General features: G+C 65.7%; 16 protein-coding genes. 4 read left to right on the forward strand and 12 right to left on the reverse strand.

All coding sequences use genetic code 11. The annotated features are described in order from the left end of the window. Positions 1–330: 330 nt before the first annotated feature. Positions 331–1,140, reverse strand: a complete 810-nt coding sequence (gene nth / locus QXZ94_RS25985) for an endonuclease III (RefSeq protein ID WP_315723189.1) — start codon at positions 1,138–1,140, stop codon at positions 331–333. 22 nt (positions 1,141–1,162) lie between these two features. Between nth and QXZ94_RS25990 the strand changes: the two genes are divergently transcribed. Both QXZ94_RS25990 and QXZ94_RS25995 read left to right on the forward strand, forming a co-directional pair. Next, the gene (locus tag QXZ94_RS25990) at positions 1,163–1,696 is read left to right on the forward strand and encodes a DUF2244 domain-containing protein (RefSeq protein ID WP_315723191.1); all 534 of its coding nucleotides are present in this window, start codon (positions 1,163–1,165) and stop codon (positions 1,694–1,696) included. A 569-nt stretch (positions 1,697–2,265) separates the two neighbouring features. Further along, a complete protein-coding gene (locus QXZ94_RS25995) occupies positions 2,266–3,165 on the forward strand; it encodes a bifunctional helix-turn-helix domain-containing protein/methylated-DNA--[protein]-cysteine S-methyltransferase (protein WP_315723193.1) in 900 nt (299 codons plus the stop codon). Positions 3,166–3,494: 329 nt separating this feature from the next. Here the strand turns inward: QXZ94_RS25995 and QXZ94_RS26000 are convergent, their stop codons facing one another. The 9 genes from QXZ94_RS26000 to dnaK form a co-directional block, all read right to left on the reverse strand. Next, complete coding sequence (locus tag QXZ94_RS26000; RefSeq protein ID WP_315723195.1) at positions 3,495–4,280, reverse strand: DUF3800 domain-containing protein; 786 nt, start codon at positions 4,278–4,280, stop codon at positions 3,495–3,497. Positions 4,281–5,615: 1,335 nt separating this feature from the next. After that, complete coding sequence (locus tag QXZ94_RS26005) at positions 5,616–6,239, reverse strand: 2,3-bisphosphoglycerate-dependent phosphoglycerate mutase (protein ID WP_315723198.1); 624 nt, start codon at positions 6,237–6,239, stop codon at positions 5,616–5,618. A gap of 24 nt (positions 6,240–6,263) precedes the next feature. Beyond that, complete coding sequence (gene dapB / locus QXZ94_RS26010; RefSeq protein WP_315723200.1) at positions 6,264–7,082, reverse strand: 4-hydroxy-tetrahydrodipicolinate reductase; 819 nt, start codon at positions 7,080–7,082, stop codon at positions 6,264–6,266. An 82-nt stretch (positions 7,083–7,164) separates the two neighbouring features. Then, a complete protein-coding gene (locus QXZ94_RS26015) occupies positions 7,165–7,467 on the reverse strand; it encodes a DUF1330 domain-containing protein (RefSeq protein WP_315723202.1) in 303 nt (100 codons plus the stop codon). Between the two features lie 33 nt (positions 7,468–7,500). Then, on the reverse strand, positions 7,501–8,232 hold the full coding sequence (gene pyrF, locus QXZ94_RS26020) for an orotidine-5'-phosphate decarboxylase (protein ID WP_315723204.1): 732 nt from the start codon (positions 8,230–8,232) through the stop codon (positions 7,501–7,503). Positions 8,233–8,238: 6 nt separating this feature from the next. Continuing rightward, positions 8,239–8,817 (reverse strand): NAD(P)H-dependent oxidoreductase, encoded by a 579-nt coding sequence (locus QXZ94_RS26025; RefSeq protein WP_315723206.1) that lies wholly within the window; start codon positions 8,815–8,817, stop codon positions 8,239–8,241. Between the two features lie 45 nt (positions 8,818–8,862). Continuing rightward, positions 8,863–9,465: a class I SAM-dependent methyltransferase gene (locus QXZ94_RS26030; RefSeq protein WP_315723208.1), complete on the reverse strand. Its 603-nt coding sequence runs from the start codon at positions 9,463–9,465 to the stop codon at positions 8,863–8,865. Between the two features lie 228 nt (positions 9,466–9,693). Next, positions 9,694–10,824, reverse strand: a complete 1,131-nt coding sequence (gene dnaJ, locus QXZ94_RS26035) for a molecular chaperone DnaJ (RefSeq protein WP_315723210.1) — start codon at positions 10,822–10,824, stop codon at positions 9,694–9,696. Positions 10,825–10,966: 142 nt separating this feature from the next. Then, positions 10,967–12,862: a molecular chaperone DnaK gene (dnaK, locus tag QXZ94_RS26040; RefSeq protein WP_172113627.1), complete on the reverse strand. Its 1,896-nt coding sequence runs from the start codon at positions 12,860–12,862 to the stop codon at positions 10,967–10,969. 521 nt (positions 12,863–13,383) lie between these two features. On the opposite strand from dnaK, the gene QXZ94_RS26045 reads away from it, so the two are divergent. Beyond that, positions 13,384–14,319 (forward strand): hypothetical protein, encoded by a 936-nt coding sequence (locus tag QXZ94_RS26045; protein ID WP_315723213.1) that lies wholly within the window; start codon positions 13,384–13,386, stop codon positions 14,317–14,319. Positions 14,320–14,333: 14 nt separating this feature from the next. Here QXZ94_RS26045 and QXZ94_RS26050 read toward each other — a convergent pair whose 3' ends face one another. Beyond that, positions 14,334–15,860: a hypothetical protein gene (locus QXZ94_RS26050; RefSeq protein ID WP_315723215.1), complete on the reverse strand. Its 1,527-nt coding sequence runs from the start codon at positions 15,858–15,860 to the stop codon at positions 14,334–14,336. 180 nt (positions 15,861–16,040) lie between these two features. On the opposite strand from QXZ94_RS26050, the gene pncA reads away from it, so the two are divergent. Further along, complete coding sequence (pncA, locus tag QXZ94_RS26055; RefSeq protein WP_315723217.1) at positions 16,041–16,760, forward strand: bifunctional nicotinamidase/pyrazinamidase; 720 nt, start codon at positions 16,041–16,043, stop codon at positions 16,758–16,760. A gap of 19 nt (positions 16,761–16,779) precedes the next feature. Here the strand turns inward: pncA and QXZ94_RS26060 are convergent, their stop codons facing one another. Then, entirely contained in the window at positions 16,780–17,475 is a 696-nt protein-coding gene (locus QXZ94_RS26060) for a class I SAM-dependent methyltransferase (RefSeq protein ID WP_315723219.1), read from the reverse strand. Positions 17,476–17,515: the final 40 nt, after the last annotated feature.

The following is a 17,515-nucleotide window of genomic DNA, read 5'->3' on the forward strand; positions in this document are numbered from 1 at the left end:
CGCGCCGCTCACATCGCCCGGATTACGCCTGTCATCTTATGACCAATGCGGGCGGCGATGTGGCCCGGCCATGGTGAGAGCGCGTCAGCGCGTGACGCTAAAGTGACTGTCAAATGCGATTTGGAGCTGCAACCTGAAAGGGAGATTCACGTAGGCCCCGCTGTCATCGTCCGCGAAAGCGGACGATCCAGTACGCCGCGGCCCCTCGGTTCAATCACGACTGCCGCGGCGTACTGGATGCCCCGCCTTCGCGGGGCATGACAGTTGTGGATACGGCAAGAACGCACCCCGGAGAAAACAGCTGCGGACGCAGCGAGACCTTCGTCTTCCTCAGGCGGTCTTCTCCGGCCAGCGGCAGAGGTCCTTGATCAGACACAGCTCGCAGCGCGGCTTGCGGGCGAGGCAGGTGTAGCGGCCGTGCAGGATCAGCCAGTGGTGAGCGTGCAGCATGAACTCAGCCGGGATCACCTTCTCCAGCCCGAGCTCGACCTCCAGCGGCGTCTTGCCGGGCGCCAGGCCCGTGCGGTTGCCGACGCGGAACACATGGGTGTCGACCGCCATCGTGTGCTCGCCGAACGCCATGTTGAGCACGACATTCGCGGTCTTGCGTCCCGCCCCCGGCAGCGATTCCAGCTCCGCGCGCGTGCGCGGCACCTCGCCGCCGAACTCGGCGATCAGCTTCTGCGACAGCGCGATCACGTTCTTGGCCTTGGTGCGGAACAGGCCAACGGTCTTGATGTAGTCGCGGACGGTGTCCTCGCCGAGCGCGAGCATCTTCTGCGGCGTGTCGGCAATGGCGAACAGCGGCCGCGTGGCCTTGTTGACGCCGGCGTCGGTCGCCTGCGCCGACAGCACCACGGCCACCAGCAGCGTGTAGGGGTTGAGATGCTCGAGCTCGCCCTTCGGCTCCGGATTGGCCTGCGCGAACCGGCTGAAGGCCTCGCGGATCTCGGCGGGCGTCCAGGGTTTCGCCGCCTTCAACGCTTTCTTAACCGCGCGCGCAGGCGCTTTCTTCGCGCCCGTGCTCGCTGACTTGCTCGGGCTCTTGGCAGCCGGTTTCACGGCCGTCTTGGCCGCCTTTTTGGCGGGCGTGCGAACCGGCGCCGGCTTGGCGCGTTGGGGGCGGGTGATTTTGGCCATGATCCGGGTATACTGAGGCCCCATGACGCCAGGCAATGCTTTTGCGTATCAGGAGACCGGCACCGACGCCGCTGATCCCGAGCTGTTCTCGGCCCGGCTGACGCCGCATCGCTCGCTCGGCCGCACCGGCTTCCTGGTGCTGATGGCCGTGGTCTGCGCCATCAGCTTCATCGGCGGCATCGCCTCGGTGATGATGGGCGCCTGGCCTGTGCTCGGCTTCTTCGGCCTCGACGCGCTGGCGATCTACTGGGCCTTCCGCGTCAACTTCCGCCGCGCCAACGCCTACGAGGACGTGACCATCACCCTGACCGAGCTGCGCCTGCGCCGCGTCAGCCACAAGGGCCACGTCATGGAATGGCGCTTCAACCCGCTCTGGGTCCGCCTCGACCAGGAAACCCACGAGGAGTTCGGCATCGAGCGGCTGTATATCGTCGCCCGCGGCCAGCGCGTGTCGATCGCGAGCTTCCTGGGGCCGGAGGAAAAGGCGAGCTTTGCGAAGGCGCTGACGGCCGGCTTGCAGGCCGCGAAGCGCGGCCCGGTGCTGAATCCGCTGTAGCCCGAACCGCCACACCCACCGTCATTCCGGGGCAAGGCCGCAGGCCTTGAACCCGGAATCCCGAGCTTGCCTTGCGTTCTTTTCCATCAACCTCGGGATTCCGGGTTCAATCGGCAATGCGCGTCGCGCATTGCCGATTGCCCCGGAATGACGACGAGGATGTTGGCCCTAGCGCTCGCTCAGGCGGCGCTGCGCTCCCTCTCCCCGTCCTTCACGGGGAGAGGGTCGGGGTGAGGGGCGCCACAACCACCGACCGCGCCGAAAGCCCCTCACCTCGCCGCCCGGCGGCAGCACCGCCGTCATCTCCGCTGTCGTTCCGGGGCGCGCGCAGCGCGAGCCCGGAACCCATACCCACAGGACGTGGTGTGGGGCACGCCGGTCATGGGCATCTCGCCTCACACATTATCCTGTGGTTATGGATTCCGGGCTCATTCGCGCTTGCGCGCGAATGCCCCGGAATGACGGAGCAAACCAAGAAAGGACACGGGCCCAGGCCACTCACATCCCCCCTAGCTCCCCAATCAGAAATCGGGTGGAGTGCCCTCCCCGGCCGCCCTACATCCGGACTCATGATGACCCTCGCCATTCACGATTCCGCCCTGGCCAAGCCGGGCCCGCAACAATCCGCCGCGCTGCGTGACTACGACGCGGTGCGCCGCGCGATCGCGTTCATCTCCGAGCACTGGCGCCGACAGCCGACCATCGAGGACATGGCCGACGCCGCCAGCCTGACGCCGGACGAGCTGCACCATCTGTTCCGGCGCTGGGCCGGGCTGACGCCGAAGGCGTTCATGCAGGCGCTGACGCTCGACCACGCCAAGGGCCTGCTGAAGGGCTCGGCCTCCGTGCTCGACGCCGCGCTCGACTCCGGCCTGTCAGGCCCCGGCCGCCTGCACGACCTGTTCGTCACCCACGAGGCGATGTCGCCCGGCGAATGGAAGACCGGCGGCGCCGGCACGACCCTGCGCTACGGCTTCCACCCCTGCCCGTTCGGCATGGCGCTGGTGATGGCCACCTCGCGCGGCCTCGCCGGCCTCGCCTTCGCTGACCCCGGCGAGGAGGCGTCAGCGCTCGCCGACATGAAGAGCCGCTGGCCCCGCGCCGACTATATCGAGGACGTCCCCGGCACCGCCGGCCTCGCGCAGCGCATCTTCGACAAGGCCCTGTGGCGCCCCGAGCAACCGCTGCGCGTCGTCCTGATCGGCACCGACTTCGAGGTCCGCGTCTGGGAAGCCCTGCTCAAGATCCCCATGGGCCGCGCCGTCTGCTACTCGGACATTGCGACAAGGCTGGAGTCGCCGAAGGCCTCGCGCGCGGTCGGCGCGGCCGTCGGCAAGAACCCGATCTCGTTCGTGGTGCCGTGCCATCGCGCGCTCGGGAAGACCGGCGCCCTGACGGGCTATCATTGGGGGCTGACGCGCAAGCAGGCGATGATTGGGTGGGAGGCTGGGCAGGTGGGGATGGGGTAGGACGGCGAGTATACCGTACCTCCTTATTCCCCCATGGCTGCCCGAGTGCCCGGCCCGGCGGATGTTCGCCAGCTATACTATTACCCGGTCGGCCGCGATCGGAGCCAACTGACGGGACCAGCGACCGCGATGCTTGCAAATCGCAGGCCTAAGCCAGCCGTTTAGTCAGCCGCCAGAATAGAGTCTAGAATCAACAACTTAGTAAGGTATTGATTTTTAATAAGGATTTGCTACATATTGTTTGCCCGCAGCGCCTTGAACGCCCTGTGCGTCTCGGAGTGCGTGGGACTTTAAAGAAGCCGCCCTTGGGAGACTGGGGGCGGCTTTTTTTACGTCGGAACGATTGCGTCACGCCGTTTCATAGTCGCTGCCGTATTGAGCTGAGTACGTGGAATTGAGTCGTAGACTAGATGATGGCCCCTTCCCACTCGCTTAGCTGCGAGAGCTTTTCGCTCCTCCTCTAACTTCAATCTAACAGCATAACTCACCAAATCGGCGATCTGTATGAAGTAAGAAAGGCTCGATATCTTTAGATTTGCATCCTTTGGAAACATGCTCAGAGGCAAGTTCTTAGTTTTCTGACTTCCCCAACCGCCTAGCATTGATCCTGTCGGCAGATACTTCTGGGCCATACGATACAGACGTATGTACGACGGATGACCGTCATCAAAGAAAATCATGCCATTCACCGATCTATAATGGCAATCATTTCTTATGCGCTGGAACAAACCGAATAGGCAAGCATCGATGCCTTTGTGACCCATCAGAGAAGACTTGTCGGTTGAGAAAGTTGACATAATCGAACCCGGAGGCAACCAAGTTAATGTCGCAAGTGCTCCCTGGTATAGTGCGACAGCTTCAGTGGGATTTAGATTGCGCCACTGCTTATGGTAGAGCCCCTGGTGCTTGAGAATTTTGTATCCATGGAGCTCTTCGCGGAAGCGAATGGAATGCTGAGCCGATAGCGCTCGACGCCAAGACTCAGCACTTCCGTTATACTGATCGAAGACAAACTCCCACGCTCCTTCCTTTGTCGGCCTGAGGAAGGGAATGCGAACCGAACTAGCAACCGACAGAGGCAATCTTTCCGACTCGTCAATATAGAAGATGTCCATTCCGCCAGGGCTCAAAATCATGATCTGCGAACCTGCTAGGGCTTTCTAAATGGAGGTCTTGCAACAAGTCAGTTAGTCAACCGACGGTCTAGAGCGATTCGATTAGGTACTTGACTAACAATAGAGCGAGACCAAGACAGCCTTCCCAGAGAACAGCTAAGTCCGCCACGACCAGATATTGATTTCCTTATTACAAGGTCGATAACTGGCTTTATGCCGCGGACGATATTTCTCCTCGACTCGAAGCAAATAGAGACTAGCCGGTCTTGAGTTTATCGAGAAGTGCAACCGATGCGCCTACTTGCGACCCTTTTGCAAAATAGCAATAATTTAATTACCGAAACTCCTTGCTAACTTTCCGAACTCATGTTTACATACCGTCATCCCGCCTCAACGAGAGGGGCGTTGCGCGCGATCGTCACGACACGCGAGGTGGGGAGGCGATGGCCGCGGTCTGCCGCAGCGTGTCTTCGGGCGCGCCGACGAACGGTGGGACCGTGGACGTGAAGTCGCAGCGTCCTGACACCCCGATGCTGGTGTCCCGCGCAATGCGCAAGCATTGTCGCGCATGGTGGCCAACAAGCCCGGCGCACCAGGGAGACTGCGTATAAGCGTGAAGACCATCGCGCAGGGAATGCCGGTTGTTCTCGGCTGAACCTGTGGTGACTGCCGCCTGCTATTTTTTCTGCAGGCGGGCCATGGGTGCGGCCAGCATCCGGCATTCCCTGCGCCCTCTCGATTGTCGGAGGGACATGGTTGCAGCACGGCTCGGGCGGATGCGCCGCGAGGCCGTGGAGCCATGGACGGGGCTGTTTGAGATGTGAATCGGGGAGATGATCGGCGTGGCCGGGAAACGATGCGGGCCGATCCGGGGCGGCGCTGTCGCGGGCCTCATGGTTCGAGACGGCGCGCGGATGTTCGTCCGTCGCTCTCATGAGCAGAAGGGCGCGCGCCTCCTCACCATGAGGGTTGGCAGAAGAGTATGGCGCAGCCAATAACGAGCAGCATGCTCCATGAAGAGGATAGCTCCGGAACGACTTTCGCCCCTCACCCTGAGGAGCCCACCGGAGGTGGGCGTCTCGAAGGGCGAGGCCTCTGCCTAGGCCGCGCAGACGGGACCGGCCCGGCACGACGAGCAACTCATGAGTTGTGTCATTGGGGGGGCTTTTGAGAGGCACTGCCCGTGGGGCGGCCCCTCATCCCAACCCTCTCCCCGTAAGAACGGGGCGAGGGGGCGCAGCGGCGGCGGAGCCGGGAGTGGGGCTTCAACTCACAAGGGGCGCCATGACCGACGAAGGCGCCCGTCAACGGCCGCGACTGGTCGCGCGCGCTCGGCTAGCCCGCCAGGTCCAGCTTCGACTCCACCGTCGAATCCGCTTTCAGGCGGTAGATGATCGGCACGCCGGTGGCGAGTTCGCGCTTCAGAATGCCTTCCGGAGTCAGCTTCTCCAGCACCATGATCAGCGCGCGGAGCGAGTTGCCGTGCGCGGCGACCAGGGTGCGCTGGCCGCGGAGGACGCCGGGGAGAATCTCCTGGACGTAGTAGGGCAGCGCGCGGGCGAGGGTGTCCTTGAGGCTTTCGCCGCCGGGCGGGGGGACGTCGTAGGAGCGGCGCCAGACGTGGACCTGCTCCTCGCCCCATTTGGCGCGGGCGTCGTCCTTGTTGAGGCCGGAGAGGTCGCCATAGTCGCGCTCGTTGAGCGCGAGGTTCTTGGATGTCGGCAGGCCGGGCTGGCCGAGCTCGTCGAGGATCAGCTTCAGGGTGTGCTGGGCGCGGGTCAGCTCGGAGGTGAAGGCGACATCGAAGGAGAGGCCATGCGCCTTCAGCTTGCGGCCGGCGTCCTTGGCTTCGCTGACGCCCTGCGCGGTCAGGTCAGGATCCTTCCAGCCGGTGAACAGGTTCTTCAGATTCCACTCGCTCTGGCCGTGGCGCACCAGCACCAGGAGACGTTCGCTCATCAGTTCGCTTCCATCGACGTTGAACTAGAAAAGATCCTTGAGGCCGAGCACGTCGTCCATCGTGTAGTAGCCCGGCGGCTTGCCATGCGCCCACAGCGCCGCCTTCAGCGCGCCATGGGCGAAGATCATGCGGTCCTCGGCCTGGTGCGACAGCACGAGGCGCTCGGACGGACCGGCGAAGATGACGCTGTGATCGCCGGCCGCGGTGCCGCCGCGCAGCGAGGCGAAGCCGATATCGCCGCTGCGGCGCTCGCCGGTGATGCCGTCGCGGCCGCGGGCGGAGTGATCCTCCAGCGCGATGCCGCGGCCGTCGGCGGCGGCGCGTCCGAGCATCAAGGCGGTGCCCGAGGGCGCGTCGACCTTGTGCTTGTGGTGCATCTCGAGGATCTCGATGTCGAAATTCGCGTCGAGCGACTTCGCCACCTGCTTGACCAGCGCCGACAGCAGGTTGACGCCGAGGCTCATATTGCCGGACTGCACCACGATGGCGCGCTTGGTGACGCTCTTGATCACGGCGTCGTCCGACGCCGACAGGCCGGTGGTGCCGATGATGTGCGCGATGCCGCGCTCGGCGGCGATGGCGACATTGGCGATGGTCGCGGCCGGCACGGTGAAATCGAGGATGCCGTCGGCCTCGGCCGACATCGCCCAGAGATCGGCCGACAGCTTGATGTTGTTGGCGGGGAGACCTGCGAGCAGGCCGGAATCCTTGCCGATCAGCTCGGAGCCGGGAGCTTCGAGGGCGCCAGCAAGCTCGGCGCCGTCGCTGTCGGCAATGGCGCGCACCAGCGCCCGGCCCATGCGGCCGCCGGCTCCTGCAACGATCAAGCGCATCTTGGACATCTCTGCTCCTCCGCCCCGTCAGGGGCTATAGCCGGGGGCGCTGGTGGCGGCAACCGAGGCTGCAGCGGGGCCGGCCTGCGCGTCACGGCTGCGGGCCGTCATAGCCCTCGATGATGACCAGGTCGCCTTCCGAATGCGGCGACCGCATCGCGACCAGGCGCTGGTATTCCGCGGAATTGTAGCATGCGAGCGCGGTGGCGTAGTCCTTGAACTCGATCACGACGTTGCGCGAGCGCGAGGTGCCTTCGCGGGTCTCGTACTGGCCGCCGCGGACCAGGAACTTGGCACCGTACTGATGGAACACCGCGCCGTTCTGCGCGACGTATTCCTTGTAGCCGTCCATGTTGTGCACGTCGATGCGGGCGATCCAATAGGCCTTGGGCATCCCTGGGGTCTCCTTGTTGTCGGGCGTTTCTGCTTACGAGCGATTGGTTTTGCCGACCAGCGCGACGGCGGTGGCGATGTCGGCGACGATGGCCTCCGCAGCGGCGGCGGGATCGGCGGCGCCGGTGACGGGACGGCCGACGACGAGGCGGTCGGCACCGCCGGCGATCGCCAGCGCCGGCGTCATGATGCGCTTCTGGTCGCCGACGTCCGAGCCCGCGGGGCGGATCCCCGGCGTCACCAGCTGCATGTCAGGGCCGACCAGCGGACGGACCAGCTGGGTCTCCTCCGGCGACAGGATCAGGCCGTGGATGCCGATGTCGCGGGCCTGCACGGCGCGGTGGGCCACGAGCTCCTTGACGGTCATCGCGTAGCCGGCGGCGGCGAGGTCGGTGTCGTCGTAGGAGGTCATCACGGTGACGGCGAGCAGCTCGAGGCTCGAGCCAGCAGCGCCGGCGAGCGCGGCTGTCATGCTCTGCGAGAAGCCGTGCACGGTGAGGAAGCGGGCGCCGAGCCTGGCGATCTGGCGCGTGGCGCGCTCGACAGTGTTCGGGATGTCGTGCAGCTTGAGGTCCATGAAGACGTGCTTGCCGGAGGCCGCGAGGCGCTCGGCGAGGCCAAGGCCGCCGGCATAGGTCAGCTCCATGCCGATCTTGTAGAACGTCACGCTGTCGCCGAGCGTAGCGATCATCGCCTCGGCCTCGGCCACGCCGGGCAAGTCGAGGGCGACGATCAGGCGGTCGCGTGGAGCAATCTCGGTCGGCATGTCACCTCACGGGGTCTGTTGCGCTGTCTCGATCAGCTGCCGCACCAGCGCATCGAGCGCGTTGACGTCGGCCGGCAGCCTGAGCCGATCCATGTCGTTGAACGCCTTGTCGGCGAAGGCAAGCGCGAGCTGGCTCGGGATGACCAGGGCGTTGCAGGCCGTCAGCATCAGGCGCAGCGCCGCGAGCGCACGCTCTCCGCCGAAACGGTTTTCGGAGGCGGCCGCGATCGCGAACGGCCGGCCGCGGAACACGGCGCCGCGGCCCTCCGGCGGCTCGTCGACGCGCGACAGCCAGGCGATGGCGTTGCTGAGCAGCGGCGGCACCGAGCCGTTGTATTCGGGCGTCACCAGCAGCACGCCATCATGCGCGTCGATCATCCGTTTCAGATCGATGGCCGCGCGCGGCACGCCGGAGCCAGCCTCGAGATCGGCCTCGTAGATCGGCAGCGGAAAATCGGCCAGTGAGATGCGGGTGACGTCGGCGTCGGCCTGCACGAACCGATAGGCGGCAGCTGCGGCCAGCCTCGCATTGTGCGAGCCGGCGCGGGTCGAGCCGGGAATGACGAGGATTTTCAGCGCGGACATCGTGCGGCCGGGAAGCGACCCGCCGCGCAAAACCGCGGCTGCCGGTCAGGGCTTGCGATACACCCAGACGCGCGCCGGCGGAAGGTTCATCCAGATGCGCTCGGACGCCTGGGTGGTGACGCCGGGCAGCGACTTCGGAATCGGCGGCACGACGGAATAGGTGAACTGCACGAACGGCGCGTTCGGCGACATCGCTGCGAACGCATCGCGGACCAGCTTCATGCGCGTCAGCATCGGCTTGGTCACCAGCGGCAGGCCGGAGACGACGGCCGAGGCCGGCGCGCCCAGCACGTTCCACAGCGTGTCACGGAGGCGATAGGCGTCGCCCTGCACCACCTTGGCCTGCGGGTAGCGGTCGCGCAGCAGCGCGCAGAAACTCGGATTGTATTCGACCAGGACGAGCCGCTTCTGATCGATGCCGTGCTCGACCAGCGCGGCCGTAATCGCGCCCGTGCCGGGCCCGAGCTCGATCACCGGACCGGTGCCATGAGGATCGACATACTGCGCCATGGTCCGGGCCAGCAGCCGTCCCGACGGCATGACGGCGCCCATGTGCAGCGGCTTCTCGATCCATGAGCGGAGGAAGCGCACTTCGTCGTCCAGACGGAGAGGCTTTTTCGACGCACGCACGGACGTTTGCAGGGGCATCTCAGTACCAGACGGGACCGTTTTCACGGCGATGTCAGAAAAGAGTCACAAAGACGTATAGGTCGCAGGCGGGGCGGTCAAGCCGAACCGTAACTCACGATTAAGGCTGCTGGGTCCGCAGTCTTGCGGATGCATCTGGTCTTTTTTTGCTGTGCAGAGCAGCAGACGCCGTGAAATCCCGCGACTGAGATCATTCGGCAACATCCCGGCCGACCGCCGCGCTCAGGCTCAGCTCGCCGCCTTGCCGAAGAAATCCTTGACCTTGGTAAAGAAGCCGGCGGCTTCCGGCTGGGTGGCACCGGACGACAGCTTCTCGAACTCGGCCAGCAGCTCCTGCTGCTTCTTCGTCAGGTTCTGCGGCGTCTCGACGACGACCTGGACATACATGTCGCCGGTCTGGCGCGAGCGCAGCACCGGCATGCCCTTGGCGGCGATCCGGAAGCGGCGGCCGGACTGGGCGCCAGCGGGAATCTTCACCTTGGTCTTGCCGTTGTCGATGGTCGGCACCTCGAACTCGCCGCCCAGCGCGGCCGTCACCATCGAGATCGGCACGCGGCAATGCAGGTCGGCGCCGTCGCGCTGGAAGAACTCGTGCTGAGACAGCGACAGGAAGATGTAGAGGTCGCCGGGCGGCCCGCCGCGCAGGCCCGCCTCGCCCTCGCCGGCAAGACGGATGCGGGTGCCGTCCTCGACGCCCTGGGGAATGTTGACCGACAGCGTACGGTCGCGCGTGACGCGGCCGGAGCCGGAGCATGACGGGCAGGGATCCTCGATCATCTGGCCGCGGCCGTGGCAGCCCGGACAGGTGCGCTCCAGGGTGAAGAAGCCCTGCGCCTGGCGGACGCGGCCGGCGCCGCCGCACATCGCGCAGGTCTTCGGCTTGGTGCCGGCCTTGGCGCCGGTGCCCGAGCAGGAGTCGCAGGTGACCGAGACCGGAATCTCGATCTGCGCGGTCTTGCCGAGGAACGCCTCCTCCAGCGTGATCTCCATGTTGTAGCGCAGGTCCGCGCCGCGCTCGCGGCCGGTGCCGCCGCGCCGCTGTCCGGCCATGCCGAACAGGTCCTCGAAGATGTCGGAGAACGACGACGCGAAGCCGGCGCCGAAGCCATGCGGACCGCCGCCCGCGCCCTGCTCGAACGCGGCGTGGCCATAGCGGTCATAGGCGGCGCGCTTGTCGGCGTCGCGCAGCACCTCATAGGCCTCGTTGATCTCCTTGAACTTCACCTCACTGGAGGCATCGCCCGGATTCTTGTCCGGGTGCCATTTCATGGCGAGCTTGCGGAACGCCGTCTTCAGCTTGCCCTCGTCGGCATCGCGTTCGACTTCCAGGGTCTCGTAATAGCAGCGCTTGGTGGACATCAATCAAACCCGCCCGAACATCGTCAGACCTGAACGGCTCGCGCGCATCCGCGCGCCGGTTCAATGAAAATGACCCCCATCCAACGAGACGCTGGCTGCGCTCTTTGGCATGGGGGTCATGGCTATCAGCCTCTACCGTCGTTTAAGCAGATTTCTTCTTGTCGTCGTCGACCTCGGTGAACTCCGCGTCGACGACGTCATCCTTGGCAGCATCGCGGGCCGCGTCGCTCTCGGCCTGCTGCTTGTACATGGCCTCGCCGAGCTTCATCGACGCCTGGGCCAGGGTGTTGGTCTTGGCCTTGATCGCCTCGGCGTCGTCGCCCTTCAGCGCTTCCTTCAGATCGCTGACGGCGTCTTCGATGGCGCGGCGCTCGCTCTCGGCGACCTTCGAGCCATGCTCGGCCAGCGCCTTCTCGGTGGAATGCACCAGCGCGTCGGCATGGTTCTTGGCGTCGACCGCCTCGCGGCGCTTCTTGTCCGCGGCGGCATTGGCCTCGGCGTCCTTGACCATCTTGTCGATGTCGGCTTCCGACAGGCCACCCGAGGCCTGGATGCGGATCTGCTGCTCCTTGCCGGTCGCCTTGTCCTTGGCCGAGACGTTGACGATGCCGTTGGCGTCGATGTCGAACGTCACCTCGATCTGCGGCATGCCGCGCGGCGACGGCGGAATGCCCATCAGGTCGAACTGGCCGAGCATCTTGTTGTCGGCCGCCATTTCGCGCTCACCCTGGAAGACCCGGATGGTGACCGCGTTCTGATTGTCCTCGGCGGTCGAGAACACCTGGCTCTTCTTGGTCGGGATCGTGGTGTTGCGGTCGATGATGCGGGTGAACACGCCGCCCAGCGTCTCGATGCCCAGCGAGAGCGGGGTCACGTCGAGCAGCAGCACGTCCTTGACGTCGCCCTGCAGCACGCCGGCCTGAATCGCAGCACCGATCGCCACCACCTCGTCGGGGTTGACGCCCTTGTGCGGCTCCTTGCCGAAGAACTGCTTCACCATCTCCTGGATCTTCGGCATGCGGGTCATGCCGCCGACCAGCACCACTTCGCCGATCTCGCCGGCGGTCAGGCCGGCATCCTTCAGCGCCTTGCGGCACGGCTCGATGGTCTTCTCGACGAGGTCGGCCACCAGCGCCTCGAACTTGGCGCGGGTCAGCTTCATCGTCAGATGCTTCGGACCGGACTGGTCCGCGGTGATGAAGGGCAGGTTGATCTCGGTCTGCGTGGTCGACGACAGCTCGATCTTGGCCTTCTCGGCAGCTTCCTTGAGGCGCTGCAGAGCGAGCTTGTCGTTGCGCAGGTTGATGCCCTGCTCCTTCTGGAATTCGTCGGCGAGGTAGCTGACCAGACGCATGTCGAAGTCTTCGCCGCCGAGGAAGGTGTCGCCGTTGGTCGACTTCACCTCGAACACGCCGTCGCCGATCTCCAGGATCGAGACGTCGAAGGTGCCGCCGCCGAGGTCGTACACGGCGATGGTGCCGGCCTTGGTCTTGTCGAGGCCGTAGGCGAGCGCAGCCGCAGTCGGCTCATTGATGATGCGCAGCACCTCGAGACCGGCGATCTTGCCGGCGTCCTTGGTGGCCTGACGCTGGGCGTCGTTGAAATAAGCGGGGACGGTGATGACGGCCTGGTCGACCTTCTGGCCGAGATGGGCCTCCGCGGTCTCCTTCATCTTCTGCAGGATGAAGGCGGAGACCTGCGAGGGCGAATAGGTCTTGCCGTCGGCCTCGACCCAGGCGTCGCCGTTGCCGGCCTTGACGATCTTGTAGGGGACGAGCTTCTTGTCCTTCTCGACCATCGGGTCGTCGTAGCGGCGGCCGATCAGGCGCTTCACTGCGAAGAAGGTCCGCTCGGGGTTGGTCACCGCCTGGCGCTTGGCCGGCTGACCGACCAGACGCTCGCCATCGTCACTGAAGGCGACGATCGACGGCGTGGTCCGCATGCCCTCGGCGTTCTCGATGACTTTCGACGATTTGCCGTCCATGACGGCCACGCACGAATTCGTGGTGCCGAGATCGATCCCGATGACCTTTCCCATGGTCTCATATCCTTCTTTTTGCGGCAGGTTGGGTGGGGCCCTGACGGCGCCCCCATCCAAAACCCCCTCAGATCAAATGCTCGCGATATTGCGACGATGAGCGTCATATAGGAGGGGGGGAGGCACCCGCAAGGACCGGAGGAGACCCGCGAGCGCGGAAAAGCCGCGGATTTTTCGGCGCTCCGTGAAAGCCCCGACGGGGAGGCGGAGTGCCCGCCCGGCGTCGCGGGCGTTGCGGACAGATGCCCGGCTCCGTGACTGCGCCCGACCCGCCATCAGTGCTTCCTCAGGCCGCAAAGTCGCCCTCATTCGGGCACGGCCGGCAACCTCGATCATGCTTAGCGAAACCATAAAGCTCCGTGGCCAAGAACCTGAACGCGTCCCTGCCGGCGGAACTTCTGGTCGCACCCATCGACCTGTTGCGGCCGCGGTAAACCCGCTACAAGGCACCCATCCGAGGACGGCCACCGCGGGGACGATCACGGCCGTCGAACTGGTTTGTGAAACGAGGCAGCTTCCTCATGATGTTCTCCCGACTTCTCGCCGCGGCGCTGGTCTCGATCTCCCTGCTGCGACCGGCGCTGGCGGCGGATGCCATTTTCCCGCCCGGCGTCCGCATCGGGCTCGCACCGCTGGTCGGGCTCAGCAAAGCCAAGACCTTCTCCGGCTTCGAGACCGAGGATCAGAGCGTCAAGGTCCTGCTGACCGAATTGCCGGCCGGGGCCTATGGCGAGGTCAAGAATGCGTTCACCGCCAATCCGGCCGGCACCGGCGGCATCAAGCCGGAAAGCATCGAGACATCAGCGGGCACTGCCTACTACACCGTGGAGAACGGCCGTGACGGCGCCACCCCCGTGCGGCGCTACTCGATGATCCTGCCCGGCACCGGCTTCTCCGGCTATGTGGCCGTGCAGATTCCGGAGACCGCTAGCAAGATCTACACCGACGACGCCGTGCGCCAGATGTTCGCCTCCGCGGTGGTCCGCAAGGACGTGCCGATCGACGAGCAGTTGTCGATCATGCCCTTCAAGGTCACCGAGCTCTCCAATTTCAAGACCGTCCGCACCCTGGGACCGGGCGCGCTGATCCTGGCGGACGGCGACGAGGACAAGGGCTTCGAGGCGGCCCCGTTCGTGGTGATCGGGCTGATCGCCGGCGTGGCGCCCGAGGCGGGCGACCGGGCGCGCGTGGCGCAGCAGGCGGTCACGACCATTCCCGGCGTACGCGACGCCCGCATCACGATGTCCGAGCCGATCCGCATCGACGGCCTGCCGGCCTATGAAACGCGGATCGACGCCACCAGCGGCAAGGACAATACGCCGGTCACCGTCGTGCAGTGGTTGCGCTTCGGCGGCCCGAACACGCTGCGGATCATCGGCAGCGCGCCGCGCGACCAGTGGTCGGCGGCCTTCCCGCGCTTCCGCGCGGTCCGGGACGGGATCCAGCCAAGGGGCTAGCCCACGGCCGAGGTTCACTCAGGCTCGCGGACATAGACGTCGATGTCCTGCACCGTCTCGGTGCGGCGATAGCTCTGCATCAGGCGATCGAGCTCGGGGCTGGCGTGAAGCCATTGGCCCCAGTCGCCGGTCAGATTGTCGACCAGGACGATCGACGGCCGCGAGCGCCTGATGTCTTCGGCGAGCCAGTGGCGTTCCCGTTCCGTGTACGGATCGAGCCGCGCCAGGACTTGCGCGTCGGCTCCGCTGTCCCGGGCGAATTCCTCATAGCTCGACGCCAGCAGGCACTGCTCGCGCGAGGCCCACACGCCGCCGACGGCGCGCGTCAGCGGATGGGGAATGCCGGGATCGCCGGACACCACCATGATGGTCGGATGCGCGATGCCGAGACGGGCGATCGCCGGCTGCAGAAAGCGCGCGTCGAGGGCGCGGTTGAACCAGACCAGCGCCGGCACCAGCAGCGCTGCGCCGACCACCCATGTCGCCAGGCGCCGCTGCGCCGGGGCGCCAGCTTGGACCGAAGGGGCGGCGGTGACGGCGTAGAAGAAGCCGAGCAAGGCAAAGGCCAGCATCGGATAGGAATGGTAGGGCCAGCCCTTGCGCTGCAGAAGATAGACCATGAGGAACGCGGCCGAGGCGCTCAGCAGCAACATCAAGGTCGGCGTCACGCCGCTGCTCCGCTTCAGCAGCAGCGTCGCGACCAGGGTGAGCGCAGAGAGCGGGATCGCCGGCTTCGTGAGCATCGTCGGCAGCGGCATGCCGATCGAATAGACGTCGCGGAGCACCGGCCACATGTCGCTGAAGAATTCCGAAAACAGCAGCACGGTGCAGAGGCTGTAGACGGACACCAGCAGCGCCGCGATGAGGTTCTCCGGGGCGAGCAGCAGGCGCGCCGACCTCAGATGCACCGCCACGACGCCGAGCACGCACAACATGGCCAGCGCGAAATGCGGCTTGAAGCAGAGCGCCAGTCCCAGCCCGATGCCGGCAACCGCGCTCGCCCAGAGCGGCGGCGTCTCGCGGTTGATCCGCAGCGCCAGCACCGCAAGCGCCGGCACGAGCTCGATCACCGCGATGTGCTCGCGCTGCCCGAAGCACTGGGCGGGCAGCACGGCAAGAACGGCGAGCGTGATCAGCGCCAGCGGCCACCGCTGGCGGGGCGCCAACGCCGCGGAGTCGCGCAGGATGAGCATGCTCACGGCGAGCGACGACGCGATGGCCACGAACAGCAGGACGTCGAGCACCAGCTCCGCGGGCACGCCAATGCCACGCGCGATCAGGATCGCCGGGACATAGACCAGCACCGCCATCGGCGGATTGGTCTCCATGATCTCCGAATACAGCCGCTGGCCGTCGAGCCAGCGCTCGCCTGCGATCAGCAGCCAGCTCACATCCGTGTTCGCGGCCACCAGATGCCGCATTAGGATGCCGGCAGCGAACAGCAGCAGCAGGGGGACCCAGACCGGCAACGCCGGCCATCGCAGCGTGGCGTTGCGCAGCGGCTGCAGTTGACCGCCGTCCGCATCGAGATTCGTGGTCATGGTACCGGTCCCCACCCGTAGATTTACGGACCGTACCCATGCACCTTTAACGAATTGCTGCTTTCACTCGTGACAATCTTGGGTTTAAGATTGGTAACGCAGTGCGGTTGCCTGCGGCGGCGGAAGAGATCCGGCAGGCCAGATCGACACGTCCGTTCGAGCTGCCTCGACCCCGGGAGGATGAGAATGAACCGACGGCAGATTCTCCGGCTGCTCGGCAGCTCGGCCTTTGCGGCGTCGATCGCCGGGCAGGCTGGCGCAGCCGCGTCGATCAAGCCCGACGACACCTCAGCGCTGCTCGTGATCGACGTGCAGAACTGCTTCCTTCCGGGCGGCAGCCTCGCGGTGAAAGACGGCGAGCAGGTCGTGCCCGTCGTCAACAGGATCGCGAAGGCGTTCAGCCATGTGGTGCTGACGCAGGACTGGCACACGCCGGCGCATGTCTCATTCGCCTCCAGCCACCCCGGCAAGAAGCCGTTCGAGCTGATCGACCTGGCCTATGGCAAGCAGGTGCTGTGGCCGGATCATTGCGTGCAGGGCACCGACGGCGCGGCGCTGTCCAAGGATCTCGCGATCCCGCAGGCCGAGCTGATTCTGCGCAAGGGCTTCCACAAGGACGTCGACAGCTACTCGGCGTTCACCGAGGCGGACGGGAAGACCAGCACGGGGCTCGCGGCCTATCTCAAGGCGCGCGGCATCAGCAAAGTGTTCGTGGCCGGACTGGCGACCGATTTCTGCGTCGCCTGGACCGCGCTCGACGCGCGCAAGGCGGGGCTCGACACCTACGTGATCGAGGACGCCTGCCGCGGCATCGACACCCAGGGCTCGCTGGCCAAGGCCTGGACCGACATGGCGGCGGCCGGCGTGAAGCGGATCACCTCCGGGGACATTGCCGCATGAACGGCAGCAGCGCTGGAGATCAGGATTTGCGCGCCAGCGCGGCGTATTGAGCCCCGAGCGGCAGCCAGCCGAGCATGTCCTCGAGCGGCCGCAGCCGCGCCAGCGCCCGCGGGAAGAACAGGCTGTACTGGATCTGCGGCGAGCTCCAGCCCGCGGCCTGCAACGATCTCGACAGCTGGCGCGCGAAGATCAGCTTGGCGTTCTCGTCGAACGGGCAGGTGTTGACGGCGTGGACCGTCAGCGGATTGAGCGGGTTATGCTCGAACACGGCGATCAGGCCGCCCGGACGCGTGATCCGGTGCAGCTCGCGCAGCCAGGCCACGTGCTCCTCGTGAGGGATGTGGTGGAACACGCAGGCCGAGAACACCACGTCGAAACGATCGGACTTGCAGGGGATGCGGTTGTTCTCGATCAGCAGGGTTTCGCCGCTGCCGGGATGACGCTGCCGCGCGAGCGCGAGGCTTCGCTCCGAAACGTCCGACGAAGTCAGCGTCGCCTCCGGAAAGTACCGCCGGAAGAACGGAATCGAATTGCCGATGCCCGCGCCGAAATCGTAGATCTGCGACACGTCGATCCGGCTGCGGCCAACGATCGTCCGCAGCCGCCTGATCTTGTATTCGGCGAAATATTCCGGGCCTTCTCCGGTGACCGCGATGTTCGCGCGGTGCTGCGCGTCATAGGCGTCGGCGAAGCGGTCGAACTCGGCCTTGTCCATCGTCCTCGGTTCCGTCTTGAAACGACGCCCGGCGCAGGGG

Source organism: Bradyrhizobium sp. SZCCHNS2022 (assembly GCF_032377575.1).
GTDB classification, from domain to species: Bacteria; Pseudomonadota; Alphaproteobacteria; order Rhizobiales; family Xanthobacteraceae; genus Bradyrhizobium; species Bradyrhizobium aeschynomenes.